Source organism: Lactobacillus nasalidis (genome assembly GCF_016587775.1).
In the GTDB taxonomy this organism is placed as follows: domain Bacteria; phylum Bacillota; class Bacilli; order Lactobacillales; family Lactobacillaceae; genus Lactobacillus; species Lactobacillus nasalidis.
Window position 1 is genome coordinate 1 of the sequence record NZ_BOCG01000204.1, and the last position, 334, is coordinate 334.

At 42.5% G+C, this 334-nt stretch carries 1 pseudogene; it reads right to left on the reverse strand.

Annotated features, from left to right (window positions below):
- Window positions 1-334 (reverse strand): annotated as a pseudogene (locus lacNas_RS03525) (DDE-type integrase/transposase/recombinase); the annotation flags it as partial.

Here is a 334-nt window from a genome sequence, read left to right on the forward strand (position 1 = left end):
TAGTCTGGACATACTCTGATCGATCCCTCTATTAGCTAGAGCGGCTTGATATGCATAGTGCTGATATTGCCAGCCACGATCTGAGTGGAAAATAAGCCCGTTAAGAGCCGGATGCTTCTCAAATGCATCATCGGATGCTTCTCAAATGCATCATCTAGCATGGTCATTACTTGCTTAAGGTCTGGGTGCCTAGAAATATTGTAGGAGATGATTTCTTGGGTACAACCATCAATAATTGGAGAAAGGTAGAGCTTTTGATCTTTGAGATGGAATTCTGTCACGTCGGTAAACCAATGTCTGTCGGGAATAATTGCGTAGAAATTGCGCTTGATTA